The organism is Streptomyces californicus (genome assembly GCF_000717645.1).
In the GTDB taxonomy this organism is placed as follows: Bacteria; Actinomycetota; Actinomycetes; order Streptomycetales; family Streptomycetaceae; genus Streptomyces; species Streptomyces californicus.
Genome location: NZ_JNZZ01000019.1, coordinates 334,646 through 358,508 on the forward strand (window position 1 = coordinate 334,646; position 23,863 = coordinate 358,508).

Annotated in this window: 22 protein-coding genes and 4 pseudogenes; 20 read left to right on the forward strand and 6 right to left on the reverse strand. The window is 71.0% G+C overall.

Annotation, left to right across the window (positions count from 1 at the left end; all coding sequences use genetic code 11):
- Nucleotides 1–21: 21 nt before the first annotated feature.
- Nucleotides 22–849, reverse strand: coding sequence for an isocitrate lyase/phosphoenolpyruvate mutase family protein (locus tag IF19_RS0125505; RefSeq protein ID WP_229318417.1), 828 nt, complete (start codon nt 847–849; stop codon nt 22–24).
- Between the two features lie 300 nt (nt 850–1,149).
- Between IF19_RS0125505 and IF19_RS0125510 the strand changes: the two genes are divergently transcribed.
- The 13 genes from IF19_RS0125510 to IF19_RS1000000138835 all read left to right on the forward strand — a co-directional run bounded on the left by IF19_RS0125510 (nt 1,150) and on the right by IF19_RS1000000138835 (nt 14,673).
- Nucleotides 1,150–2,121, forward strand: a complete 972-nt coding sequence (locus IF19_RS0125510) for a TauD/TfdA family dioxygenase (protein WP_030116100.1) — start codon at nt 1,150–1,152, stop codon at nt 2,119–2,121.
- A gap of 100 nt (nt 2,122–2,221) precedes the next feature.
- Nucleotides 2,222–3,568 carry a TldD/PmbA family protein gene (locus IF19_RS0125515; protein ID WP_050493926.1) on the forward strand — a complete coding sequence of 449 codons (1,347 nt, stop codon included), beginning with the start codon at nt 2,222–2,224 and terminating at the stop codon, nt 3,566–3,568.
- Nucleotides 3,565–4,950 (forward strand): metallopeptidase TldD-related protein, encoded by a 1,386-nt coding sequence (locus IF19_RS0125520; RefSeq protein WP_030277000.1) that lies wholly within the window; start codon nt 3,565–3,567, stop codon nt 4,948–4,950. The genes IF19_RS0125515 and IF19_RS0125520 overlap by 4 nt, the downstream gene beginning before the upstream one ends.
- A 4-nt stretch (nt 4,951–4,954) precedes the next feature.
- Nucleotides 4,955–6,217: an MFS transporter gene (locus IF19_RS0125525; protein WP_030116095.1), complete on the forward strand. Its 1,263-nt coding sequence runs from the start codon at nt 4,955–4,957 to the stop codon at nt 6,215–6,217.
- 66 nt (nt 6,218–6,283) lie between these two features.
- Nucleotides 6,284–7,552: an ATP-grasp domain-containing protein gene (locus IF19_RS0125530; protein WP_136975146.1), complete on the forward strand. Its 1,269-nt coding sequence runs from the start codon at nt 6,284–6,286 to the stop codon at nt 7,550–7,552.
- A gap of 4 nt (nt 7,553–7,556) precedes the next feature.
- Nucleotides 7,557–9,053: a condensation domain-containing protein gene (locus IF19_RS01000000134980; RefSeq protein WP_032747918.1), complete on the forward strand. Its 1,497-nt coding sequence runs from the start codon at nt 7,557–7,559 to the stop codon at nt 9,051–9,053.
- 37 nt (nt 9,054–9,090) lie between these two features.
- A complete protein-coding gene (locus tag IF19_RS0125540) occupies nt 9,091–10,380 on the forward strand; it encodes an ATP-grasp domain-containing protein (RefSeq protein WP_050493927.1) in 1,290 nt (429 codons plus the stop codon).
- A 67-nt stretch (nt 10,381–10,447) separates the two neighbouring features.
- Nucleotides 10,448–11,686 carry an ATP-grasp domain-containing protein gene (locus tag IF19_RS0125550; RefSeq protein ID WP_032747919.1) on the forward strand — a complete coding sequence of 413 codons (1,239 nt, stop codon included), beginning with the start codon at nt 10,448–10,450 and terminating at the stop codon, nt 11,684–11,686.
- Nucleotides 11,687–11,701: 15 nt separating this feature from the next.
- Nucleotides 11,702–12,340 carry a pyridoxamine 5'-phosphate oxidase family protein gene (locus IF19_RS0125555; protein WP_030116088.1) on the forward strand — a complete coding sequence of 213 codons (639 nt, stop codon included), beginning with the start codon at nt 11,702–11,704 and terminating at the stop codon, nt 12,338–12,340.
- 94 nt (nt 12,341–12,434) lie between these two features.
- Complete coding sequence (locus IF19_RS1000000138720; RefSeq protein WP_256438854.1) at nt 12,435–12,566, forward strand: hypothetical protein; 132 nt, start codon at nt 12,435–12,437, stop codon at nt 12,564–12,566.
- Between the two features lie 154 nt (nt 12,567–12,720).
- A complete protein-coding gene (locus tag IF19_RS0125565; protein WP_032747921.1) occupies nt 12,721–13,956 on the forward strand; it encodes a helix-turn-helix domain-containing protein in 1,236 nt (411 codons plus the stop codon).
- A gap of 160 nt (nt 13,957–14,116) precedes the next feature.
- A complete protein-coding gene (locus IF19_RS1000000138830; protein ID WP_324605232.1) occupies nt 14,117–14,353 on the forward strand; it encodes a glutamate synthase-related protein in 237 nt (78 codons plus the stop codon).
- 44 nt (nt 14,354–14,397) lie between these two features.
- Nucleotides 14,398–14,673: a hypothetical protein gene (locus IF19_RS1000000138835; protein ID WP_324605233.1), complete on the forward strand. Its 276-nt coding sequence runs from the start codon at nt 14,398–14,400 to the stop codon at nt 14,671–14,673.
- On the opposite strand, the pseudogene IF19_RS1000000136465 reads toward IF19_RS1000000138835, so the two are convergent.
- Nucleotides 14,631–14,905: pseudogene (locus IF19_RS1000000136465) on the reverse strand (IS110-like element IS110 family transposase); the annotation flags it as partial. The gene IF19_RS1000000138835 and the pseudogene IF19_RS1000000136465 sit on opposite strands and share 43 nt — an antisense overlap.
- Here IF19_RS1000000136465 and IF19_RS0125580 point away from each other — a divergent pair.
- The 4 genes and pseudogenes from IF19_RS0125580 to IF19_RS0125595 form a co-directional block, all read left to right on the forward strand.
- A pseudogene (locus IF19_RS0125580) lies at nt 14,865–15,800 on the forward strand (DNA-binding protein); the annotation flags it as partial. The pseudogenes IF19_RS1000000136465 and IF19_RS0125580 overlap by 41 nt on opposite strands.
- Nucleotides 15,800–16,375 (forward strand): hypothetical protein, encoded by a 576-nt coding sequence (locus IF19_RS0125585; RefSeq protein WP_030116082.1) that lies wholly within the window; start codon nt 15,800–15,802, stop codon nt 16,373–16,375. The pseudogene IF19_RS0125580 and the gene IF19_RS0125585, both read left to right, overlap by 1 nt.
- Before the next feature lie 218 nt (nt 16,376–16,593).
- A complete protein-coding gene (locus tag IF19_RS1000000138725) occupies nt 16,594–17,619 on the forward strand; it encodes a DUF6292 family protein (RefSeq protein ID WP_032747923.1) in 1,026 nt (341 codons plus the stop codon).
- A 13-nt stretch (nt 17,620–17,632) separates the two neighbouring features.
- Nucleotides 17,633–17,875 carry a hypothetical protein gene (locus IF19_RS0125595; protein ID WP_030116080.1) on the forward strand — a complete coding sequence of 81 codons (243 nt, stop codon included), beginning with the start codon at nt 17,633–17,635 and terminating at the stop codon, nt 17,873–17,875.
- Nucleotides 17,876–18,196: 321 nt separating this feature from the next.
- Here IF19_RS0125595 and IF19_RS0125600 read toward each other — a convergent pair whose 3' ends face one another.
- The gene (locus tag IF19_RS0125600; protein WP_030116079.1) at nt 18,197–18,460 is read right to left on the reverse strand and encodes a hypothetical protein; all 264 of its coding nucleotides are present in this window, start codon (nt 18,458–18,460) and stop codon (nt 18,197–18,199) included.
- A gap of 315 nt (nt 18,461–18,775) precedes the next feature.
- Nucleotides 18,776–19,135: a hypothetical protein gene (locus tag IF19_RS0125605; protein WP_030121099.1), complete on the reverse strand. Its 360-nt coding sequence runs from the start codon at nt 19,133–19,135 to the stop codon at nt 18,776–18,778.
- 31 nt (nt 19,136–19,166) lie between these two features.
- Between IF19_RS0125605 and IF19_RS01000000134990 the strand changes: the two are divergent.
- The 3 genes and pseudogenes from IF19_RS01000000134990 to IF19_RS0125620 all read left to right on the forward strand — a co-directional run bounded on the left by IF19_RS01000000134990 (nt 19,167) and on the right by IF19_RS0125620 (nt 21,950).
- A pseudogene (locus IF19_RS01000000134990) lies at nt 19,167–20,564 on the forward strand (NF041680 family putative transposase).
- 58 nt (nt 20,565–20,622) lie between these two features.
- Complete coding sequence (locus IF19_RS0125615; RefSeq protein ID WP_317992220.1) at nt 20,623–21,099, forward strand: hypothetical protein; 477 nt, start codon at nt 20,623–20,625, stop codon at nt 21,097–21,099.
- A 212-nt stretch (nt 21,100–21,311) separates the two neighbouring features.
- Nucleotides 21,312–21,950, forward strand: coding sequence for an SET domain-containing protein-lysine N-methyltransferase (locus IF19_RS0125620; protein ID WP_030116077.1), 639 nt, complete (start codon nt 21,312–21,314; stop codon nt 21,948–21,950).
- 340 nt (nt 21,951–22,290) lie between these two features.
- Here IF19_RS0125620 and IF19_RS01000000134995 read toward each other — a convergent pair.
- Together IF19_RS01000000134995 and IF19_RS0125630 are read right to left on the reverse strand one after the other, a co-directional pair.
- Nucleotides 22,291–22,881 (reverse strand): annotated as a pseudogene (locus tag IF19_RS01000000134995) (IS5 family transposase); the annotation flags it as partial.
- A gap of 420 nt (nt 22,882–23,301) precedes the next feature.
- Nucleotides 23,302–23,863: hypothetical protein (locus IF19_RS0125630; protein ID WP_078625097.1), on the reverse strand; the 562-nt coding region annotated here is incomplete at its 5' end.

Consider the following 23,863-nt stretch of genomic DNA (forward strand, 5'->3'; position numbering starts at 1 on the left):
CCCCTACGGTCCGTCCGGCGCTCAGACGTCCAGCTTCTGCCAGGCCTCCAGACCCTGGAGCGCGAAGATGTCCTGCACGGAGGCGATGGAGTTCTCGACCGCCGTGGAGTCGCCGGTTTCGTAGACGGAGCGGTAGGTCTCGCGCAGCGCGCTGACGGTGGCGCGCAGCCCCTGGTTGGCGTAGATGACGACGGAGACACCGGCCTGCTTGATCTCGTCGATGTGCCAGTCCGGATAGGTCGTCGGGACGATGACCACCGGAACGCGGTTGTCCCAGCCCTCGAGGAAGCCGACGACCTGGTCACGGGTCTTCACCTTGGAGTGGACGAGGACCGCGTCGGCGCCGGCGTCGGCGTAGGCGCGGGCCCGCTCGAGGGCCGCGTCGACGTCGAGCCCGCTGATGAGGGCCTCGGTGCGGGCGATGACGAACATGTCCTGGGTGGCCTGGGCCGCCTTGGCGGTGCGGATCTTGTCGGCGAACTCCTTGGTGCCGAGAAGGGTCTGGCCACCCGCGGCGAAGCTGTTCATCTTCGGGAACAGTTTGTCCTCGATGCAGATCGCCGTGATGCCGGCCGCCTCGAACTCGTGGACCATGTGGGCCACGTTGAGGTTGCCGCCGTAGCCGGTGTCGCAGTCGGCGACGACCGGGATCCGCAGCGCCTTCTGGATGTTGGCGGCCGCCTCGAGGTACTCGGTCATGCTCAGGATGCTCGCGTCGGGCAGAGCCCGCGACGCCGAGACCTCGAGGCTGGACGACCAGACGGCCTGGAACCCGGCCTCCTCGGCGAGGAGCCCGCCGAGGGCGTGGTTGGCGCCCGCCACACGAACTATCTCGTTGTCGGCCAGCACAGAGCGAAATGAAGGATGGATGGACCGCTGCACGCCTGAGACTCCTGAATCGTTCGATGTGGTTGATCGAATCGCTCTACGCCGTTGTAGGCAATGCTTGAGCAATGTCTGGGCAAGGACTTGCCTCTTGCAGTTCCCTGCCTTCTGGCTGGCTCCCGGGGTGAACGCCAAGCAGCACGAGAGTGAAGGTAGAGCGGAGATGCCAAAGGTGTCAACGGTCTTGTCAATGACTTGCCAACATGCTGCAATGCTTGCCAGACCCGTCGAGGGTCATCGGACCGCAGAGAGGAACAGCAGAGAATGAGCACCACGCTCGCGCCCACTCACCCCCGCACCCTCGAGGTCCCGGCCGAGACGTTCCACGCCTTCTCCGAGCCGGCGCAGCGCGAGGTCGCCGCGTACGTCACCGAGCTGGCCCGGCGGTTCCCCGAGGGCCGGATCGACGCGATCGAGGTCGACCTCGACGCCGTACCGCTCTTCGCGGCGGAGGTCGACGCGAGCCGCCATGTCATCGACGACACCGCCCACTTCATCGTGTACGACCGCGTCGGCGGCGTGGACAGCCTCCGCGGGCAGGCCCTGTACGCCTGGCTGCTCGGCACCGCCCTCGGCCGGCCCATGATCCAGAACACCGACGGCTGGCGGCTCATCGAGGTCTACGACCGCGGCATCCGCAAGACCATCGAGGACGGGGCCCGCTACCACCAGACCAAGCAGGGCTCGTACATGCACAACGACGCCGTCAACGACGTCGACCCCATCGACTACCTGCTGCTCTCCTGCGGCCAGTCCGCCTACATCGGCGGCGAGTCCATCCTCGTCGACGCCAAGCCCGTCCACGACGTCCTGGAGCGGCACCCCGACGTCCTCGCCGTCCTCACCCAGGACTTCTGGTTCGAGAAGCGCGGCATGGCGCTGTCGCGGGAGACCGGCTTCTTCCGCTCGCCGATCATCCGCTACACCCCCGAGGGCGAGCCCCTCGTCCGCTACTTCCGCACCTACATCGAGGTCGCCCACGAGAAGGTCGGCGAGCCCATCACCGAGGAGCAGCGCGCCGCGCTCGACTTCTTCGACGCCGTCCTCGACCAGTCCTCGGTGCAGTACCGCGTCCGGCTGGAGCAGGGGCAGACCCTGGTCTCCGCCGACGACCGCTTCCTCCACACCCGTACCGCGTTCTACGACCGCTTCGCGCCCCGCGAGATCGACATGAACGACGACAGGACCGAGGACGTCAACCGCTACATGTTCCGGATGTGGTCCACCAAGGCCTGACGGCAGGCCCTCCCGCTCGTCTCTTCCGCTCGCCCCTCCTGCCCGCTCGCTCCATCGCCGAGCCGCGCCCGAACGTCCTGATATGCCAAGGAGACCAACGATGCACCCGCGTGAGTCCCTCCGGGCGGCAGGCCACGACCTGGCCGCCGAACTCCGGGCGAACCGCCTGAAGGACCAGCTCAGTTCCTCGGGCGAGGCGCAGAGCTGGCACCGCACCAGCGGCCGGCTCGCCGAGGGCCGCGTCAGCGACATCAGCGTGCAGTGGGGGCAGGCCACCGCGGCCCGGTACGTCACGCGCGACACGTTCCTGCACCGCTCCGCCTCCGGCTTCGACCCCACCGTCGCCCGGCTCGGCGCGGGCGGTGGCAGGACCGCGGTCGTCGGCGGGCAGGACGCCGGACAGCCCCCCGCCTGGACGGAACCCGGCACGGCGCTCACCGCCCTGCGCGAACTCGAACAGGCCGCCCGCGACTTCGACCCCACCGTCGCCCAGGTCGTCGTCGACTTCGAACTCGCCGAGCAGGACCTCTGCGTCGTCGACCACCAGGGCCTCGTCCACGACGAGACCCGGCAGCTCACCTACCTCACGGTCCGCGTCATCGCCCGCAAGGGCGGCCGCGTCTCCACCGGCTTCTACACGCCCGGCGTCAGCGGACCCCTCTCCGGCATCGACATGCGCGCCGCCGGGTCCGAGGTCGCCCGGCGCGCCGTCACCGGTCTCGCCGCCCGCCCCGCCCCCGTCGGCCGGCTGCCTGTCGTCGTCGCCGGCGGCCGCGGCATGGTCCTCCTCCACGAGGCCTGCTGCCACCCGCTGGAGGGCGACGAGGTGCTGCGCGGCTCCGTCTACGCGGGGAGGATGGGCGAGACCATCGCCTCCCCGCTGGTCACCCTGCGGGACGACCCCACCGTCCCCGGCGCCGTCGGCTCGTACCTCTACGACGACGAGGGGGTGCGTGCCGCCCCCACCACCCTCATCGAGAACGGCGTCCTCACCGGCTGGCTCACCGACCAGGAGTCCGCGGCCCGGCTCGGCCTGGAATCCAGCGGCAACGGCCGCTGTACCACCGCCCTCCAGCCGCCCCAGCCGCGGATGACCAACACCTGCCTCGCCGCCGGCGCCTCGACCGTCGACGAGATCATCGCCTCCACCGAGTACGGCATCTACGCCGAGCACGTCGGTGGCGGCGAAGTGATCGAGTCCACCGGCGAGTTCACGTTCCGGGTGACCAACGGCCATCTGATCGAGAACGGGCGGGTCACCGACCCCATCGAGGAAACCACCATCACGGGAACGGGAACACAGGTGCTCAGGGACATCGACGCCATCGCCGACGACACCACGGTCGGCGCGGCCAAGTGCGGCAAGTTCGGCCAGTGGGTGACCGTGGGAGTCGTCGGACCGACGCTCCGCGTCGGCTCCCTCCTCGTGGGGGGTACGCACCGATGAGCACCACGACTCCCGCGCACGCGTCCCACGAGCCCTTCGCCGATGCCGCCGCGCACACCGGCGCGAGCGACACGCTCCTCGCCGAGGCCGCGCGCCACGGCGCCGACGCCGAGTTCTGGACCGCCTGGCACGAGACCGACGAACTGGTCTGCCGCGACGGTGCCGTCGAGCGCCGCAGCGAGGTCCTCTCCGGAGCGACCGCGCTCACCGTCTGGGCCGACGGCAACGAGGGCTACGCCGTGCGCAACGCCCCTGGCGCCACCGACACCGCCCTGGTCACGACCGCGCTCGCCATCGGCCGCGTCCTCGCCGCCGGGGACACGGCCCCCGCCCCCCACGCGGACCGCGCCCCGCGCACCGAGCCGCCGGCCCCCCTGCCCCGGATCGGCGCCGACGCCACCGCCCGCCTGCGCGCGCTCACCGAGAGCGCCGACGACGGCGACGTCGAGATCGAACTGCGCGCCCGGGCCGACCGCACCCGCGTCCGGCTCCACCGCGCCGGCACGGACCCCGCCGAGTACGACACCGGCGTCGCGCAGCTCTTCGCCCGGATCACCGCGCGCGGCTCCGGCACCGGCTACATCGGCCACCAGATATTCGGCCGCACCATGGACGGCGTCCTCGACGCCGCCGAGCGCACCGAACTGGGCGAACTCGTCGGCCTCGCCCGGATCCTCACCACCCGGCCCGCCACCGCCCTCGACCATGACGACGTCCTCGTCGACGGCCGGGTGCTGTGCCGTCTCCTCACGCTCGTCGCCCCCGCCTTCCTCCTGGACTCCGTCCTCGAAGGCCGCTCGCCCCTCAAGGACGGCATCGGCGAACGCGTCGCCTCACCCGGAGTCACCCTCGTCGACGACCCCACGGCCGACGATGCCCCGCTCCCCGCTCCCTGGGACGGAGAGGGAACCCCCACGGGCCCCACCGTCCTCGTCGAGGACGGCGTCCTGCGCGGCTTCCTCTCCTCCCGCAGGACCGCCGCCGAGGCGGGCGCGCCCGCCACCGGCTCGGCCCAGCGCGGCGCCAACGGCGAGATGACGACGGTCCAGCCCGGCCACCTCGTGCTGAGCCACACCGAGGACCTCGGCACCGAGACCCGTCCCGGCCGCACCGTGCTCCACATCGTGCAGGCCAACGGCGCCCACACCTCCAACCCCATCACCGGCGACTTCTCCATCGGCGCCAACGCCGTGCTCGTCAGCCCCGACGGGACCCGCCGCAACGCCGGCAACATCACCCTCGCCGGCAACGTCTTCGACCTGCTCCGCTCGATCGACGGACACGACGGCCGTGTCCGCGTTAACCGCAGCAACAACTCCTTCGTCGCCGGCCCCGGCGTCTGGACCCGCAGTCTCACCGTCGGCCACCAGGAAGGCGCATGAGCGCATGAGCCTCCTGAAGAACCCCGATTTCCGGCTGTTCTGGGGCGCGCAGACGGTCAGCATGGTCGGCACCAACATGACCCGGGTCGCCATCCCGCTCCTCGCGGCCGGAACCCTCGCCGCCACCCCGTTCCAGATGGGGCTGCTCCAGGCCGCGCAGACGATCGCCTTCCTCCTCGTCGGCCTCCCCGCCGGCGTGTACGTGGACCGGTCGCGCCGCCGGCCGATCCTCATCGTGTGCGACCTGCTGCGGGCCGCCCTGATGGCGGCGATCGTCCTCGGCTTCGTCTTCGACCTGGTCACCTTCGCGGGCCTGCTCGCGGTGACCCTGCTCGTCGGCCTCGCCACCGCGTTCTTCGAGATCGCCTACCAGTCGTACATCCCCGTCGTCGTCGGCCGGGAGAACCTCGTCGAGGGCAACGCCCGGCTGGAGAGCACCAACGCGGTCTCGCGGCTCGCCGGGCCGACCCTCGGCGGCGGCCTCGTCCAACTGGCCGGCGCCGTCGCGACCGTCTCCGTCCAGGCCGCCACCCACGTGGTGTCCGCCGTCCTGCTCTCCCGGATCCGCACCCCCGAGGCGGTCCCCGAGCGCGGCGAGCGGCGCCACATCAGAGCCGAGATCAGCGAGGGCCTCCGGTTCGTCCTCCGCGATCCGGTCTTCCGCGCCATCACCGGCTCGGCGGCGACGTACAACTTCTTCTACGCGGTCTCCCTGCCGCTCGTGATGCTGCTGCTCGTCGACGAGATGGGGCTCTCCGGCACCGCCGTCGGCCTCCTCATGGCCGTCAGCGGCGTCGGCGGCGTGCTCGGCGCCTCCTTCGCCGGCCGGCTGGCCCGCCGGTTCGGACAGGTCCGCGCGATGTGGGTCTCGTACCTCCTGACCGTGCCCACCGCGCTGCTCATCCCGTTCGCCGGGAGCGGCTGGACGGTCGCCCTGTTCGCGGGCCCCTGGTTCGCCATGAGCTTCGGCATCGTCGTCTACAACGTCGGCCAGGTCAGCATCCGGCAGCAGCTGTGCCCCCCGGAGCTCCTGGGCCGGATGAACGCCAGCGTCCGCTTCCTCGTCTGGGGAATCCTGCCGCTCGGCTCGATCACCGGCGGAGCCCTGGGGGAGTGGCTCGGGATCCGAGGCGCCCTCCTCATCGGCGGCGCCGGCATGAGCGCGGGCGTCCTGTGGCTGGTCCTCTCCCGGCTGCGCCCCCTGCGCGACCTCCCCGCACCGCCCGCGGACTCCCCGTCGCAGGACGACGCCCCCGCACGCGCCTGAGACGCTCCCCGCCTTCCGGGAACAGCGAAGAACCGAGCAGACCGAAGCAACCGAATGGAGTACCCCGTGTCCCCCCGCTACGTAGTGTTCATCGACTCCCCGTGGACCGGCGCCGGCCAGGACTGCGCCCGCTTCCTCCTGGAGCAGGGAATCACGCCCCTCATCCTGGCCGCCGACCCCGCCCACCTCCACCCCTCGCTGCTCCACGACTACGCCGAACTGGGCGTCGCCATCCACGCCTGCGACGTCGACTCCGCCGACGCGATCGTCGCCTTCTGCGACGACCTCGCGACCCGCGGCGAGGTCGTCGGCGTCACCTCCGTCTACGAGTACTACTGCGACATGGGCGCCCGCGTCGCCGCCCGCCTCGGCCTGGCGGGACCCGCCCCCGAGGCCGTCGCCATCTGCCGCTCCAAGTCCGCCATGCGCGAGGCGATGGCCCCCGTGCCCGGCCTCAACCCCCTCTTCCGGGTGGCCGAGTCCCCGGAGGAGGCCGCGGCCGCCGCAGACGCGATCGGCTACCCCGTCGTCGTCAAGCCGCTCGACCTCACCGGCAGCCTCTTCGTCCGCCGCTGCGAGAACGCGGAGGACGTCACCGCCATCACCGCCGAGGTCATGGGCCTCGGCGAGTACCTCGGCCACGAGGTCACCCCGAAGGTGATCGTCGAGGAGTGCGTCCTCGGCGCCGAGTACTCCGCGGAGATCGTGCACGGAAAGGTCCTCGGCCTCACCGAGAAGATCGGCAGCGAGCCGCCCCTCTTCCTGGAGATGGGCCACGTCTTCCCCGCCGCCCTCCCCGGCGAGCAGGAGCGCCTGCTCGTCGAGAAGGCCGAACTCGCCGTCAAGGCCGTCGGCATCACCTGGGGCCCGTCCCACGTCGAGCTCAAGCTCACCGCCGACGGCAAGGACGCGCGGGTCATCGAGGTCAACGGCCGGATCGCCGGCGACCGCATCCCCGAGGCCGTGCGCATCGCCAGCGGCGTCGACATGTGCCGCCTCCACATGACCGCGCTGCTCGGCGGCGCCCCCGACCTGACGCTCACCGCCGACCGCACCGCCGCCATCCACTTCCTGATGCTCAAGTCGAGCGGTCACCTCGACGCGATCGACGGCGTGGAGGAGGCGCTGGCCCTCGACGGCGTCCGCGAGGTGCACCTGCGCCCCGGCGTCCAGGCCGGTATCGACTACCGGGCGAACGGCTCCAACCGCGACCGCGCCGCCTGGATCATCACCGAGGGCGCCGACCGCGACCAGGCACTCGCCCGCGCCCACAAGGCCGGCGACACGCTCACCTTCACCTGGTCGCCCCTCTCCGAGACCGACGCGGAGGCGTAGCACCGTGTCCCGCCCCGCCCCCTCCCCGGCGGCGCCCCCGTTCCCGGCCCGCACCGTCCCCGTACCGTTCCTCGCCCCCGACACCGCGCGGGAGCACGTGGACGGGGCGGGCCCGGCGGACGGTGACGCGTCCGAGGCGCCGCTGACCTGGAGCCAGCGGTACTACCTCGCGGAGGTCGACGCCGCCAGGGCCCACGGGCGGGGCCTCAACGTGCCCCGCCTCTACCGGCTCCGCCCCGGGACCACCGAGGCCGGCACCGTCACCGCCCTGAGCGAACTGCTCGTACGGTACGAGGTGCTGCGCACCCGAGTCGTCCGGGACCCGGCGGGCACGGTACGCCAACGGGTGCACGCCCGGGGCGCCCTGCACCTCGCCGTCCACGAGGCCCCCGCCGGCGCCGCCGACGACCACGCCCGAACGGTCCTCGACGGGCTGGTCACCCCGCCGCTCGACGTGACGGAGTGCTGGCCGCTGCGCGCGGCGCTCGTCACCGAGGACGGCCACCCGCGCTACCTGGCCCTGGCGTTCAGCCATGTCGCGGTCGACGCCTACGCGCTCGTCCCGGTCTCCGAGCACCTCGTCGAGCGGATCGCCGAGGCCGACCCGGTGGCCCGCGCCGCCGCGCCCGCCGCCGCCGGCACGGTCGCGCGAGGACCGCGCGAACAGGCGGCGGCGGAGGCGTCCCCCGCCGGACGGAAGGCGGCGGGCCGTGCCCTGCGCCACGCCGAGGAGGCGTACCGCCGCATGCCGGCCGCCGTGAACCCGGCACCGGACACGCGGCCGCGGCCCTCGCCCCGCCACCGGTTCCTGCACCGTACGTCCCCCGCCCTCGACCTCGCCGCCGGCGCGGTCGCCGCGCGCACCGGGGAGTCGCCCGCCACGGTCCTCGCGGCCGCTCTCGTCGCCCTCGACGCGGCCGGGACCGGACCCGTACCGCACGTGGACGGCACGGGCGAGACCCGGTACGGCGCCGTGCACCTGATCTCGGCGAACCGGCTGCGGCCCGAGACCGCCGCCGCCGTCCTGCCCCTGTCCCAGCCCGTGCCCTGCTGCGTGGACACGGCAGGCGCGACCTTCGGGGAGCTCGTCCGCAGGACCGCCGCCGCCTCCCTGCGCGCCTTCCGGGCGGGCGGCGCCCCGCCCGACGAACTGGCCGCACTGCTCGCCACCGTGGCGCGGGAGCGGGGCGTACGGCTCGACGCGACGCCCGCCCTCAACTACCGGCCGCGCTCCACCGCGTTGCCCGTCCGCCCGACGACCGCCGGGGAACTCGCCGCCGCCGCGCCCCGCTCCGTGACGCGGTGGACCGAGGCCGACCCGTGGCGGGCGAGCCACTACCTCAGCGCCGACGTGGACGCCTCCGGCATCCGCCTGCTCCTCCAGGTCGACACCGCCGTCCACCCGCCGGAGTGGGCCGAACGGCGCCTGGACGCCCTCGAACGGCTGCTGTGCGCGGCGGCACTGGACGCGCACTGCCCGGCGCTTCCGACCCTCGGCTGAACTCCCCCTCGTAGACGACAGATTGAGAGCAGGAACGATGGCAGACGATCAGCGGCGCACGGACGGCACGCGGCCGGCGGCCGATCGGCCGCGCACGGTTCTCCTGGTCGGCGCCGGGGTGATGGCCGAGGGGTATCTGCACGCGGCCCAGGCCCTGGGACTCCGGGTCGGCGTCGTGGAGACCCCGACCCGCCGCGCGGTGCTCGCGGACCGCTTCCCGTGCCTCGTGGACTTCGAGCCCGTCGACGAGTCCGCCGCGGCCCGCGACGAGAGCTGGCTGGCGCCCGCGACGACCCTGGCGGCCCGGCTGCGCCCGGACGCCGTCCTCGGCTTCGCCGAACCGCACGTCCTGGCCACGGCCATGGTCCAGCACCGGCTCGGCCTGCCGGGCCCCGGCCTCGACGCGGCGACCGTCTCCCGCAACAAGGCTCTCCAGCGTGCCGAGTTCGGCCGTACCGGGCTGCCCCAGCCGGCCCACCGCCACACCCGGCGGCTCTCCGAGGCCACCGACTGGGCCCTGGAGCGGCTCCCCGTCGTCGTGAAGCCGGTCTCCTCGCAGGGCAGCCAGGGCGTCGAGCGGGTCGGCACCCCGGCCGACTGGGCCGACGCCGTCGCCCGCCGCGACACCGAGGGCCCGCTCCTCGTCGAGCGGTACGTCGAGGGCCAGGAGTACAGCGTGGAGGCCCTGGTCCACCGGGGCCGGGTGCTGTTCACCAACCTGACCCGCAAAGAGACCACCGGCCCCCCTCACTTCGTGGAACTGCTCCACGAGGCCGGCTACGGCACCGACCGTCCCGTGCTCCGCAAGGCGGCGGAGGAGCTGTGCCGCGGGGTGGTGGCCGCCCTCGGCATGGTGACCGGCGTCGCCCACCTGGAGTTCCGGGCGGTCGCCGACGGCGAGCCGGTGATCATGGAGGTGGCGGTCCGTACGCCGGGCGACCACATCATGGAACTCGTGGGGCGCGCCCACCGCTTCGACGTCTTCGGCGCCCTGCTGCTCCTCGCCCTCGGCGAGGAACCGGCCGTCCCGGACGGCCACCACCCGGTGCGCTCGGCAGGCAGTCTCTTCCTCTCGTCCCCGGGCAGCGGAACGCTCGCCGCGCTCGACCTGTCCGGCTGGGCGGACCGGCCGGACGTGGCCCGGTACGACGCCCGCCTCGCGCCGGGCGCGCCCGTGCGCCCCGCCGAGGACTCGGGGGACCGGCTCGCGTGGGCGGTCCTGGACTGCGCCACCCCGGACGCGCTGCGCGCGCTGGCGGCCGAGCTCGTGAACGGCGCCGTGGTCGACCTCACCGACGACCCCGGCGCCCACCTGGAAACCGTCTGATCCTCCGGCCGCGAGGGCCGCACCGCAGAACTTCCCCCGTCCCCTGTCAAGGAGTGCAAGGAGCGTCATGTCCGAACAGCGCGTGCTGATTGTCGGCGGCAGGATCGAGAACGTCCGCAAGGCGAAGGAGCAGGGCCTCGGCGTCGTCTACCTCCAGCAGCCGGGCCAGTTCACCCCCGAGCACGCCTCCCTGGTGGACGCGGCGCTGCTCGTCGACTACACCGACTGGACCGTGACGGAGCCGCTGGTGGCCGCCGCGCACCGAGCGTACGGGTTCACGAGCGTGGTCACCACGACGGAGGCGGGCGTCGAGCCCGCCGGCCGGATCAGCGACCTGCTGGACCTGGGCGGGGTCTCCCACGAGGTGGCCCACCTGCTGCGGGACAAGCTGAGCATGCGCCGCCACCTGGCCGCCGCCGCCCCGACGGTGTCGGTCGCCGCGGAGGAGGTCGGGGACCGGGAGAGCCTGACCGCCTTCGGCGCACGCCACGGCTACCCGTTCATCGTCAAGCCGGTCGACGGCATCGGCAGCCTCGGACTCCAACTGGTCGAGTCCGATGATCAGTTGGACGAGGTGTGGGAGACGATCACCCGGCTGCGCCACTCGGACCACCAGTTCGCGCGGTTCTTCCCGCTGGAGCGGTTCCTCATGGAGGAGTACATCTCCGGCCAGGAGCTCAGTGTGGAGGCGTTCACGTTCGAGGGGCGCCATGTCGTGGTGGCCGTCACCGAGAAGCTGACGTACGACAACTTCGTGGAGCTCGGGCACGTCGTTCCGGCCCGGATCGGGCCGGCGGACGAGGAGGCGGTCGTCGCGTGCGTGACCGAGTTCCTCGACGCGGTCGGGGTGGGGAGCGGCCCCAGCCACACGGAGGTGCGGCTGTCGGAGCGCGGCCCGCGGGTGATCGAGTCGCACAACCGGCCGGGCGGCGACCGCATCAGGGACCTCGTGGAGGAGGCGACCGGCTTCGACATCGAGCGGTACACCGTGGCCTGGCCGGGAGGCGACCTGCCGACCCTGGAGGGCCGGCCTGCCGTGCGGCAGGCGGCGGCCACCCGCTTCCTGGCGGCCGAGCCGGGGAGGGTGACCGCGGTCGAGGGGGTGGACGGTGCCCTGGCGCTCGACGGGGTGGTCGACGTGGACCTGCCGGTGGAGCCGGGCAGCGTGGTCCAGCCGATCCGGTCGAGCTGGGACCGGCTCGGACAGGTGATCGCGGTGGCTCCGGACGCCGATGCCGCGGTGGCGCTGTGCGAGAAGGCCTGCGCGGCCATCCGGGTCACCACCACGCCCGATCCGGCCGAGTGACGCGTGGCGGGCGGCGTGGAGTACGAGGAGGTCACCAGCGAGGAAGAACTGCGGGAACTGGTGGGCCCGGTGAATTCGGTCGTGTTCGCCAAGGCGTCCCCGGTTCTCCGGGAAAACGAGAAGGCGTGGATCGGCGGATCGCCTTTCTGCCTGATCGCGTCCGCGTCGCAGGACGGTACGTGCGACGTCTCCCCGCGCGGTGATCCACCGGGATTCGTGCACGTTCTGGACGACCGCACGCTGGCCGTTCCCGACCGTCCCGGAAACCGCCGGCTCGACACCTGGCGGAATGTGCTGCGAAATCCCCGGGTGGGATTGATTTTTCTGATTCCCGGCCGGGGCGACACCCTCCGGGTCAACGGGCGCGCGCGGCTGGTGCGGTCGGCCCCCTTCTTCGACGACATGGTCGTCAGGGGCAACCGGCCGAAGCTGGCGCTCGTGGTGTCCGTGGAGGAGGCCTACTTCCACTGCGCCAAATCGTTCATGCGGGCGAGGCTGTGGGATCCGGACTCCTGGGACCCCGACGCGGTGCCCTCACGTGCGCGGATCGCGCGGGACACCGAGTGGACCGAGGCGTCCCTGGAGTCTCTTGAGCGCAGGTACGGCGCGGAGTACGAGAAGCATCTGTACCCCGACAGCGGCGGAGGAAGTTGACAGTTTTGTCAAGCCTTGCCAAGGGTCCGCCCGTCCGGATAGATTGGCGCACGCCCGGTGAGGGCGACAGGCGAGGTCAAGCAAAGGAATTCTCGTGAAGAAGACCGTAGTCGCGCGTATAGCCGCTCTCCTTTTCTCCGCGCTGCTGATCGCGGGTGTGGGATCTGCGGGTGGGGAAGAGGCGCGCGTTCTTGCCGGCGACACCGTCACCATCGACTGGCCGTAGCTTTCCCGTTGATTTTCGGCCGTCTGCGGGTCAAGGGTTGAGGCTCGGTTGCCAACCGCAGTCAACGTTTGTCATAATGCTTCGGGGGCTAAAGTGGTCCCCGAAGCATGTGTCGGGGGCGTCGGGCGAAACATCCTCGAAGGCAGTGGTCGTAATGCTGGAGCAACCTGGCTTTGGGCGGCGCTTGCGCCAACTGAGACTGCAACAGGGAAAGACCCAGGCGGAGTTGACCGGGCCTGGCATGTCAGCGGCGTACCTCTCCCGCCTCGAGTCGGGCGCCCGTTTCCCCACCCAGCGCGCCGTCGACTACCTCGCGGAGCGTCTCGGCATCCCCGTGGAGATCTTCGCGGAGCGCACCGAGGACGACCTCGTGGACGTCGTCGCCACCCTGGCCTCGCGATCCGACGGTGAGCGTGACGCCGAGACGCGCGACCTGCTCGTCGACGCCCTCGCGCGGGCCACGGACGTGGACCCCACGACCCGCTGGCAGGCCCTCGCCCTCCTCGCTCAACTCCATGCCTCGCGCGGCGAGTTCCTCGAGGAGTGCGAGGTGCTGGAGACGCTGGACGTACTGAGCAGGGAGCTCGCCCGCCCCGCCCTCCAGGTCTACACGCGTCAGCGGGTCGCCCGCTGCGCCCGCAACCGCGGCGACGTGGAGCTCGCCCGCCGGGCCGTCCGCGAGGCCCTGGAGCTGGGCGAACGCCACCGCGTCCGCGTGCCCGCCGCCGACCTGCTCCGCAGCCGGCTGCTCCTCGTCTCCGCGGAGACCGAGCTCGGCAACGTCGCCGAGGCGACGCGGATCGTCCTCGACATCCTCGACGCTTTGCCGGCCGAGCGTGGCGCCCTCACCGCCGAGGCCTACTGGACCGCCGCGACGGTGAGTACCCGCCAGGGTGACTCCGAGGAGGCGCGCCGCTACCTCGACAAGGCGATCGACGCCCTGGACAGCCGGGAGGACATCACCCTCTGGATGCGGCTGCGGCTGGGAGCGGCCTCGCTCTGTCTCCAGAGCCTGCCGCCGAGGCTGGAACGGGCGCAGGCTCTCCTCACCGCCGTCGAGCCGGTCCTGGATTTCGCGGGACCGCCGCGACACCGCCAGGAGTTCCTCTTCCTCCAGGCCCAACTGGCTTTCCAGAGCGGCGACTCCGACCGCGCCGCCGCGTTCGTGGCCGAGGCCGAGGAGGGCCTCCAGCTCCTCACGTACCGCGACCGGATCCGTTTCCGCACGCTCCAGGAGATGCTCGCCGCCCGCGCCGGCGACCTCCACGCGGTTGCGCGCCTGAACGAGCTGGCCGCCGAGGTGCAGCGCACCCAGATGCTGGAACTCGCCGCCGAGGTGTGGCGCGCGGCGGCGGAGTGCGCGGTGGAGACCCTGTCACCCACCGCCTGAGGCAGAGTGCGCCGTGGGGTACGGACGGAGTCGCCGGCCATGATCACTGTCTGAGCCCCTCGGGGAAGGCCTGCGGACAAGGTGACGAGCGCCCGCGGCCAAGGCGGTTGGCGGGCTGTGCGGCCGCGTAAAGGTGTTCCGCCCGCCGAGCGTCATGCATATGCCGCCGATGAGCTTCGGCCCGCTGCCTGGCGCGGCCGTCACGGCGTTCACCAAGGGCGCGGCGCCGGCCGGGGCGATGCAGAACACCGCCGAGGGCGGCCTGTCGCTCTACCACCTCAACGGCGGGGATCTCGTCTTCCGGAGGGGCACGTCGCATTCCGGCTGTTGTGATGAGGGCGTGGCGTTCACCTGGGCAAGCTCGCGTCCGTGGGCGGGGGAGAGCTTGTCAAGGTGATCGAGATCAAGCTCTCGCAGGGTGCGAGGGCGGGGCTCGGCGGCATGCTGTCGGGCGTGAGGGTGGGCGATGAGGTTGCCGGGATCCGCGATGTTCCCGCAGGCAGGGACTGTGCTTCGCTGTCGCGGTACTCCGTGTTCCATGAGGTGGACGCGATGCTCGACTTCGTGGGGCTGCCGGCCGCGGAGACCGGTTTGCTGGTCGGGGTCATGAGTGTTGTCGGGGTGCCTCTATGTCTTTCGTCAAGGCGCTTGTGTCGGGTTCGGGGTTGCTGGGGTTATGCGGCGAGCTCGACGCCCGCGGGCATGCGGGATTCGTAGAAGGTGCCGTCGCGGAGCATGGCGAACAGGACGCTGATGCGTTGGCGGGCGATCCGGAGGAGTGCCTGGATGTGGGTTTGCCGCGGGCTCGTTGCTTGTCGTAGTAGGCGCGGGAGGCTGGGTCGGCGTTCATGCAGGCGAAGGCGGAGAGGAACATGGCGCGTTTGAGCTGCCGGTTCCCGCCTCGGGAGGAGGCCGTGCGCGCTGGCGGGGACGAGGACGCCGCGCTGGCCGCGTTGGTGAAGCGGGCGATCCCCGACGTCATGCATCTCTTCAGCGAGACCAGGTCCACGGCCAGGTACGAGTACACGGCCTATCCGGCGCTGCCCGACGTCCTGCACAAGCCCTCGAAGCAGGAGCCGGACCAGATCTGGGAGGCACGCCCCGCCTACACCAACCCCGCCTATTCGATGCGCGCCGCCCAGAAGGACGTCAAGGTCACCGCCCTCGACGTCAACGCCGCCTACCTGTCCGCACTCAAGGTCTGGCTGCCGATCGGGCGGCTGGAGCACACCACGGGCATGGACGGCGTCGGCCCGAAGCGCAGCGGGGTCCACCTGATCACCCCGGCCCCCTGGACCCATCCCCACCTCCCCGACCCCCTCGGGGACCGCGACACCCCCGGCGCCCTCTGGATCACCGACGCCACCCTGCGCCTGCTGCTGCGCCTGTCCGGCCCGAAGTGGGCCCTCACCGAGGCCCCGACCGTCCACGAGTCCTGGACGTCCGGCGCGACCGAAAACTTCCTCGACGCCCTGCGCAAGCTACTGGTGGCCGCCCGCGCGGAGGCGATCGCCGCCGGGGACCGGCTGACGCTGGAGTACGTCAAATCCATGTACAGCAAGTTCGTCTCCACCATGGGCGAGTCGGTCCACAACCGCGAGATGGTCCGCCCCGACTGGATGCACCTGATCCACTCTCAGGCGTTCGCGCTGCACTGCGGCCGCGCCTACAAGGCCCACCAGGCCGGGCTGGACGTCGTCGCGCTCAAGCACACCGACGAGCTGCACGTCACCGGGGACTGGCGGCAGGTGTTCACCGAAGGCCGGGGAGTTTCCGAGATGAAGATCAAGACCGGTGACGGCAAGGCGTCCGGTGAGTACCTGGTCGGGAAGGTGGGCGGCTGATGGCCGGACGGTGGAAGGACTTCGGGAAGTACGGCGCGGACGGCGCACCCGGGGGCGAAGCCCTCGGGATCGCCATGGAGGGCATGGTGCGCGGCATCAGCTCGCCCGTGGACAGTGAGCGCGGTCTCGCCGCCCGCCTGAACTACCTCACCAAGAGCGACGCGGGATATGAGGCGATGGACCGGGCCGGGATTCACGTCGCCCCGCGCACCCTGATGGCGTGGCTGGCGGAGGAGCGCACCCCGAACAAGGCCAACCTCGCGCGATTGGACGCCGCGTACTGGGACCTGCGCCGCCGCAACGTCGCCGCGGATCTGAAAGCGCGGCTCAACAACAACGGGCGGGGGACGCGGGTGGAGATCAACCCCGTCGATCAGCGTGGGGTGGAGCAGAAGTACAAGCGGGATCTCGCCCACCGCAGCATCAGCGTCCGGGGGGTGTGGGACCGGGCCGTGGACGCGTGGATGGATGACGACCTGGACGAGCTGGACGCGGTGTGGGACGAGATCCTGGACCTGATCGGCTCGGACTACGACGGGTACAGCTATGTGTCCTCGATCGGCTGGTCCGCTTGACCCGCCCTCTGGAGGGTCCGCCCCCGGCAAGGGAGTTGCCGGGGGCGGACCGGCCCGGGACACAAGAGGCCGGCACCCGGTCCGTCCACGGGGTGAGACGGGTGGCAAGGGTGCCGGCCAACGCAACCCCTGACGGGGCCCGCCCGCAGCGTACCGCCCCCCGGGCCCCGACTGGGCCGTTACCGTTTTTCGACACAGAGCCTTCGAGGAGTACCCCCGTGATCAGAGCAGGCCGACAGCACCTCGTGCGCACCCTGGCGGATCTCGCCGCGCAGCAGGGCGTAGGCATCGACCACTACACCCGCCTCAAGCCCTACCAGGCCCCGGGTTTCCCCGCTCCGATCAGCTCGGAGGGCTCCCGTACGCGGCTGTACGACGGCGAGCAGGTCGACGCCTACCTCCAGGGCAAGCCGGTCCCCCCGCTCCCGCAGCCGGAGGTCGAGGACGACTCCGACCTCCTGGACCGCCGCGAGTGCGCGGCGCTGCTCGGGGTCAGCCCCCGGTCCTGGGACGTCTACAAGCGCGACCCCGCCCTCACCGCCGCCCGCATCGAGGCGGGCGGGGTCGAGCACTGGCCCCGCCACGCGGTGAAGGCGTACCAGGCAGACCGCCCCGGCGACGCCGCGCCCAAGCCCGGCCGGCCCAAGAGCACGGGGGACCAGGTCCCACGCGACCAGGTGGCCGCGCGCGTGGCCGAGCTGCTGGACGCCGACCCCGCCATCAGCGCCGCCACCGTCACCGCCCGCCTCGGCGTCCACCGCAACACCGGACAGGACGCCCTTACCCGGCTGCGCGCCGGCCGCATCGCCGACCACATCGCAGCTCACCCGACCCTGACCCCCGCCGAGGCCGCCGCACACCTCGGCTACCCGGCCGCCCAGACCCGCCGCGCCACCGCACGGGCCACCACCCTCCTGCGCGCCCGCCAGGCCGCCCCGTACCTGGCCGACGTCGCCGCCGCCCTCCACCGGGCCGGCTGGACCACGGAGCAGGCCGCGCCCGACGTCCACCTCCCCGGGGACGACCGGGTGGTGGCCGCGCTCGTCCTCGACGGCGACCAGGCCCCGGTCCCCGCCCTGGTCTGGGACGAGCGGTACGGGTGGCGCACCGCGTCCTCCCGCCGCCACCCCATCACCAAGGGCGCCGTTCCCCCCTCGGAGGGCGGGAGCGTGCGCTACCTCGCCGGGGGCATCACCCCGCCGCCCGGCGACGTCGTCACCGCCCTCACGACCACCGACGCATAGCCAGGAGGCACCCGTGCACGTCTCACCCGACCCGATCACAACCCGCGAGCAGGCGGCGCAGGAGCGGGAGACTCTCCTCGACCTCATCGCGCGCGGCCTCTACTGCACCACGGCCGGCGCACTCGGGACCGACCACACCGAGCCGAGTGCGGAAGCGCTCACCCAGGCGCGCCCCGTGGCTGATGACTATCTGTCCGCGTACGAGGAATGGTTGGTGAAGCTCTCCGCTGACAACGCGGCACCCGGCACGCAGTGACCCCCTGACCCCCGGCCCGTGCCGCCCGATGGACGCTGCGATCGGCCCCGCTCGCCACTGAGCGGGCGCGGCTGACCCCGGATAGACCGATAGCCGAGTAGCCGGATAGTTCGATGTTTCGATGGCCAAACGTCAAAAGCTTCTGCTCGATAAACCGGTAGGGAACCTGATGTGACACAGGGTTTGCTACCCTTGGCCATCATGCAAAGGTGCGGGTCCACACGGTGGACTCGAACCTAGCAGCCCGGGAAACCCGCCACCGGGCATGAGAAAACCGCCCGGTCGTTGGCGCTAACCTGCCCGGACGGCTCTCATTTTTTGCTACAGGAGGGTGCAGAGAGCCCCGCCGACCCGGCCGGGGCTTTCCTGCTGTATGGCGATCACTCCTCCGGTGACCAGGCCGATGATGACGACGCTCGCGAGTGTGCTTCCCACAACCCGCCCTGCGCCCTCGGCCAGCCCCACGAGGAAGCTCCTGCCCACGCTCTCCGGCCTGTTGGCCGGGTCCTGCGGCTCCGCTCCGGACTGCGCCGGATCGGGCTGCCCTTCCGGCGTACCGCCTTCGGGATTGCGCGTCCCGCTCATTGCGTATTTCTCCTGACGTCGGGTGTATCTATCCAATGCACCATGCACGCGAATGGCATTCGTGCACCGGCTCGACCACCCGATGTGACAGCAACTCTACCCGGCCACCCGGATGTTGTTTCGCGACATTGACTCGATGTGGTTGTGTTCACCTCCAACCCCGGGAGTGTCCAGCGAGGTTGAGATATCCGGCCTGATTCCAGGGAGCCTGGCGCGCCGCCGACAACGCGCGGAGGAGCTGAGCTACCACCCCGCGCGGAACGTGAGGGGGCCCACGCTGTGGCGTGGGCCCCCTCACCGTCTCTTCCCTCCTGCCTACTCCTCGCAGTGGCAGCCCACGCGGACCAGGCAGCAGCGGCATTCGGGGCACTGCTGGCGCATCAGGTCCCCGCACGGCTGGAAGCGGTCGCTGTCGTCGGTGGGGGATGGGCAGTAGCACTCGCAGCAGGAGCCGCACGCCTCGTGGACGCGGTCGACGCGGCGTCCGCCGCTCACGACGACCGTGACGACCGTGCCCCGGTCCCCGCAGTCGCGGCAGCGGCGCGGCACCACCGGGGCCGGGGTCGGCAATGCGTCCATCTCCCGCACCCACTCCCGCAGCGCGGCCACGTCGTCGGCGGTGAGCCCGGCAGCCGGGTCGACCGTCGAGTACAGCCCCTCAGCTGCGCGGGCCACCTCACACTTCCGGTCGGAGCTATACGCGTGCCTGACCGCGCGGGGCGATGCCTTGTTCGAGTTGTGTGGACGCGCTGCTGTGCACGGACGGGCCGGTCCGGACGCTGGTTGATCTCGCGCTCGCGCCCGAACACCGCCGTGGGCACGGGGCTCTCTACGCAGGGCTCAACCAGGGTCGGATCGACATAGCCCGGCTGCGTCATGCCCTGGCCGGGGTGCCGTTGCCGAGGGCGGCGGACGGTCGGCTCGTGCTGGCGGTGGATGTCTCGCCGTGGCTGCGGCCGGACGCCAACACGTGTGCCGACCGAGCCTTTTGCCATACCTTCGGGCGGGGCGAGGGCAAGCACCAGATGGTGCCCGGCTGGCCATACTCGGTGGTGGCCGCGCTGGAGACCGGCCGCACTTCCTGGACGGTGGTGCTGGACGCGGTCCGCCTTCAGCCCGGCGCCGACGTCGCCGCAGTGACCACCGCACAGATCCGTGAGGTGGTCGAGCGGCTGGTCGCCGCCGGCCAGTGGAAGCCGGGCGACCCGGAGATCCTGGTCGTGCTGGACGCCGGATACGACGCCCCGCGCATCGCCCACCTGCTGGCCGGGCTGTCCCTCGAGATCCTCGGCCGGCTCCGGTCCGATCGCGTGATGCGGCGTCCGACCCCTTCCCGCGAAGAGTTCCACCTGGCCCACCCCAAGGGCGGCCGACCGCCCAAACACGGCGGCGAGTTCGTCTTCGGCGAACCCACAACCTGGGGCACCGAACAGGCCGTGACCGTCACGGACACCCGGCTCTACGGGAAGGCAACCGCGCAGGCGTGGGACCGGCTGCACCCCAGGCTGACCCGCCGGGCCGCATGGCTCGACCACGACGGCCCGCTGCCCATCATCGAGGGCACCGTCATCCGCCTGCTTGTGGAGAAGCTGCCCAGCGGCGGAGTCAACAAGCCGGTCTGGTGTGGTGGTCGCGCACCGGCGCCACTGAAGCGGACGTCGACCGCTGCTGGCAGTCCTTCCTCCGCCGTTTCGACATCGAGCACACATTCCGCCTGTTCAAGCAAACCCTCGGCTGGACCAAGCCCCGGCTTCGCAGCTCGGAAGCGGCCGACCGGTGGACCTGGCTCGTGATCACCGCATACGCCCAGCTTCGACTCGCCCGACCGCTGGTCACCGACCTCCGCAGGCCCTGGGAGAAGCCGACCGAGCCGAACAAACTGACACCCGCGCGCGTCCGCAGAGGGTTCAGGAACCTGCACGCGAAGACCGGCTCTCCAGCCGGCGCACCGAAACCGTCCCGCCCTGGCCCCGGCAGGCCGCCCGGCTCGAAGAACCGCCGCCCCGCCACCCGGCACGACGTCGGCAGAGTCCTCGCCACCGGCGAGGCTTACGCCCGCCCCGCCCACCACAAGGTGGGCACCAAACCGCGACGCGCAGGATGAACCGGCAGCTCAAGACCTACAAACACTGATGTGTCTCGCATCAGGCAAAATGAGCGGCATGGTCAACGAGGGGAACGACGGCTTCACGCTGCCGCGGGGGGCGACAGGTTTCTTCCGGCCGAAGGACGGCCCCCTCCCCGAGACTGAGCTGTCGGCATTCCGCGCCGCTCTGTATGCCGCTGCCCGCGTCGCCGGAGGCGAAGTAGGCGAGGTGGAGCAACGGGTGTACCCCCGGAGCTTCCACGCCGCAACGGTCGTCGGACGCGAGGGCGAGAATACTGTCCTGTGCCACGCTCACCACCCCTGGATCGCCTTCGCCAAGACACGGCGGGACTGGTACGGAGAGGACTTCCTCGCGCCGCCGCCGTGGGCTCACGCCTTCACCAACACGGGCTTCACGGTTCTGAGCAGCGAACGACTCGCCACACCGCTCTCCGACGTGGACACCTCAGTACTCACGCAGGGCGAGTGGCGCGAGGTCCGCTTCTACGGCATCACCACGTTGGGCGGAGTCCTCTTCAACGCGTGGGACTGACATTCACGCAAAGGCACCGTTCGATGCTGGACCATAAACGACAAGCTAAGTGAGTGTTTGAGATCCGGCTGGTGCCAGTCTGAAGATTTCAGCGCGGATGGGGTCGTTTTACGATCATGCCGAGACGGGATCATGCGGTATGCGCACCGGCGGGGTATACAGCGTTGCCCCTGGTCCGCTGCTACAAGGCTTTCTAGCTAGGGTATGGCGCTGTGGACGACGTAACTCTTGGACCCGGTGACCTTGCTGGCACCGGCGTTTACGCCGCGCGCGACTTCGCCGTTGGCGAGGTCGTTCTGTCCTACCAGCTCGAGCCACTCGATGAGGCTGCCTACCTTGCCCTGCCTGTCGGCATGGACCTTTTTGTACACAGCTACGGGGGCCGCCGCTACCTCTACCCTGCGCCAGCACGCTTTGTGAACCACTCTGACGATCCGTCCTGCTACCAGGACTTTGAGCGCGGGTGCGACATCGCACTACGGTCGATCGCGCGGGGCGACCGAATCACCATTGACGCGAACGAGGAGACCTCTCGTGAGCTCGTCACCTTCGTCGACGCCTACCGGCATGCACTCCGTGAAGGAACGGGTGCACTCCTCACTGGGTTGGTCGACCGTGATGTCAGGCTCTGGATGGCGGGGCGCGCGACCCGCGGCAGGGAAGCCTACGTCGCGACGGTGTCCGAGGCCGAATTGGTGTCACTGTCGGAGGTCGAGTGGCTCGTCGGTACCGGGCGCTGGGAGGCACTGTGCTCCGCCGAGGCCGAGACAGCGCGCGGCCGACGGCACCAGACCATGCTCCTCAAGGTCATCGCCGGCAACTGGCAGATCGTCTACCACCATGCCGGGTGACGTGGCACCCTCCTCCTGCTCAACACTTTCGCACGCGTACAACCAGAGTCGATGTGCGCCCTCGGCTGGTCACTCTGGCAACGACGACACCAAGCCCGAGCCCGCAAGGCCCACCGCCATCAACGAATCACCGCAGGTCACGGTCGTGGATCTACAGCTGTAGTGCCAGTAGCCGCTGTCGACAGCGTGCAGGGCCGAGAGGCGGTCAGGGCTTCTTCGACCATTTGACGCGAGGGCCTCGGCGCGTGATCCTACGGGTCATCAATGTGATGAGTGCCCAGGCCAGGTGCGCTTCTGAATGCTGTGGAAGCCGTTCGTAGTCGCGGCCGTTGCGCCGCGACTACATGATCCAGCCTAGTGTTCGTTCTACTTTCCAGCGTCGTGGCAGGACGACGAAGCCCTTCGCTCCGCGAGGGCGGGAGACGGTTCTGAGGGTCATGCCGAGGAAGTCGTCGGACCAGTTGACGAGCTGGCCGGCGTAGGCGGAGTCGGCCCAGACCTGCGTGATCTGGGGTTGCATGACCCGAAGGCACCAGAGCAGTTCGCGGGCGGAGTCACGGTCGGCGGGCGTCACCGTGATCATCACCGGTAGGCCGGGGGTGTCGACGGCGATGTGTCTCTTGCGGCCATTGATTCTCTTGGCCGCGTCGAACCCGCGGGTGGCCTTGGAGACGGTCTCCGCGCCTTTGACGGACTGCGAGTCGACGATCAGCGTCACCGGCCAGGAGCATCGCCCCTGGCCGGTACGGATCTGCCGGCGCAGCTGTTCCCGTAAGAAGGCGACGACACCGCGGCGGTGCCAGCGGGCGAAGTGGTAGTAGACCGTCTGCCAGGGCGGGTAGTCCGCCGGCATGGCCCGCCACTTGATCCCGTTGTCCACGACGTAGCGGACGGCGTCCACGATCTCGCGGCGGTGCCACTTCCAGTTTGTGGCCTTCGGCGCGGAGCTGGGCGACGGCGGCGTCGATTAGAAACTCCACAGGCACGAGCGGACCGTAACCAGCCCCGGCACCCGCCCGGCGATCTTTCCGCGAACCCCAGCGGAGCCACCGGCCGGCGTGCTAGCCGACCATGATCAATCTCAGCGCCAACCGCTGTACCGATGTTCCCCGAGACCGGGAGCGGCGCCGGGGGGTTGACGGGCCGCCGCGTGCGGGGTGATCCGCTGCGCTCCTCACCCCGCACGGCGTGCCCCGGCCGCTCCGCGTCCAGGACCGAGCGCTCCGCGCTCTCACGCCCGAGGGTGCCGGTCTGCTGGCGCTCCCCGGCCTCCTCCTGCTTTCCCGGGTGACACGGGCTACGGGTGCGCGGCGATCCGCCCGCACTTCCGGGCCCGGTGAGCCCCGCCAGGTCAGCGCTTCACGCGGTTGCGGACGGCGAGGACGGCCAGGCCCAGCAGGACGGGTTCGGTCAGTCGTGACGTCATCTCGACGTACGTGCCGGTGGTGGTGAGGTCTTGACCGGAGGAGCGGAAGACGACGGAGTTGAGGGTGATGTTCAGCGCCTTCTCGAAGCGCTCCCCGGTGAAGCGCTCGCCGGTGGGGTTCTTCGGATCGTCCTTGTCGATCGTGAAGGTGACCTCGCCCCCGCCGGCCGGGACGGTACCGGTCGCGGTCTGCTTCGGGGTGTCCTGCGCGATGCCGAAGGCCATCAGCAGCACGACAGTCGCGACCATCGCCGTGCCGAGCCAGGCCAAGGCCCGGGACGCACGCAGGCCGTAACCGGACAACGCCCAGTAAGCGGTCAACAACCCCCGCTCACCACGGGGTATGTCGTCGGCATGGCGACGCATCTCCATCTCCCCGTAATAGAAGTCCGCAGCCCCCGGCTCATGCTTCCCGTCCTCGAACGCCTTCCGCAGCGCCCGATACACCGGAGCCAGCTGCAACGGCCCCACCCGCCCCGCCCCCAGA

Coding starts and splice junctions, on each gene's coding strand:
- IF19_RS0125510 (WP_030116100.1), top strand. CDS start 1,150: ATGAGCACCACGCTCGCGCCCACTCACCCCCGCACCCTCGAGGTCCCG.
- IF19_RS0125515 (WP_050493926.1), top strand. CDS start 2,222: ATGCACCCGCGTGAGTCCCTCCGGGCGGCAGGCCACGACCTGGCCGCC.
- IF19_RS0125520 (WP_030277000.1), top strand. CDS start 3,565: ATGAGCACCACGACTCCCGCGCACGCGTCCCACGAGCCCTTCGCCGAT.
- IF19_RS0125525 (WP_030116095.1), top strand. CDS start 4,955: ATGAGCCTCCTGAAGAACCCCGATTTCCGGCTGTTCTGGGGCGCGCAG.
- IF19_RS0125540 (WP_050493927.1), top strand. CDS start 9,091: ATGGCAGACGATCAGCGGCGCACGGACGGCACGCGGCCGGCGGCCGAT.
- IF19_RS0125550 (WP_032747919.1), top strand. CDS start 10,448: ATGTCCGAACAGCGCGTGCTGATTGTCGGCGGCAGGATCGAGAACGTC.
- IF19_RS0125565 (WP_032747921.1), top strand. CDS start 12,721: ATGCTGGAGCAACCTGGCTTTGGGCGGCGCTTGCGCCAACTGAGACTG.
- IF19_RS1000000138830 (WP_324605232.1), top strand. CDS start 14,117: ATGCCGCCGATGAGCTTCGGCCCGCTGCCTGGCGCGGCCGTCACGGCG.
- IF19_RS1000000138835 (WP_324605233.1), top strand. CDS start 14,398: ATGCTGTCGGGCGTGAGGGTGGGCGATGAGGTTGCCGGGATCCGCGAT.
- IF19_RS0125585 (WP_030116082.1), top strand. CDS start 15,800: ATGGCCGGACGGTGGAAGGACTTCGGGAAGTACGGCGCGGACGGCGCA.
- IF19_RS0125600 (WP_030116079.1), bottom strand. CDS start 18,460: ATGAGCGGGACGCGCAATCCCGAAGGCGGTACGCCGGAAGGGCAGCCC.
- IF19_RS0125615 (WP_317992220.1), top strand. CDS start 20,623: ATGGTCAACGAGGGGAACGACGGCTTCACGCTGCCGCGGGGGGCGACA.